The 244-nt window shown below is 65.2% G+C and carries 1 pseudogene; it reads left to right on the top strand.

What is annotated here, in order from left to right:
• A pseudogene (locus IF28_RS0135915) lies at positions 1 to 244 on the top strand (phosphocholine cytidylyltransferase family protein); the annotation flags it as partial.

The raw sequence follows: 244 nt of genomic DNA, 5'->3' as shown, positions 1-244 counted from the left end.
CGAGGAGTGGAACAACGCCTACTCCCTGTGGTGCGGCCGTGACGCCCTCAAGGACGGTGTGATCCTCGCCAACGGCGACACCGTCCACCCGGTCTCCGTAGAGAAGACCCTGCTCGCCGCCCGCGGCGACGGCAAGAAGATCATCCTCGCCCTCGACACGGTGAAGAAGCTCGCCGACGAGGAGATGAAGGTCGTCGCCGACCCCGAGAAGGGGATGACGAGGATCACCAAGCTGATGGACCCC

It is taken from the genome of Streptomyces sp. NRRL WC-3626 (assembly GCF_000718785.1).
Taxonomy (GTDB): domain Bacteria; phylum Actinomycetota; class Actinomycetes; order Streptomycetales; family Streptomycetaceae; genus Streptomyces; species Streptomyces edwardsiae.
This window is presented reverse-complemented; position numbering and strand designations above follow the sequence as displayed.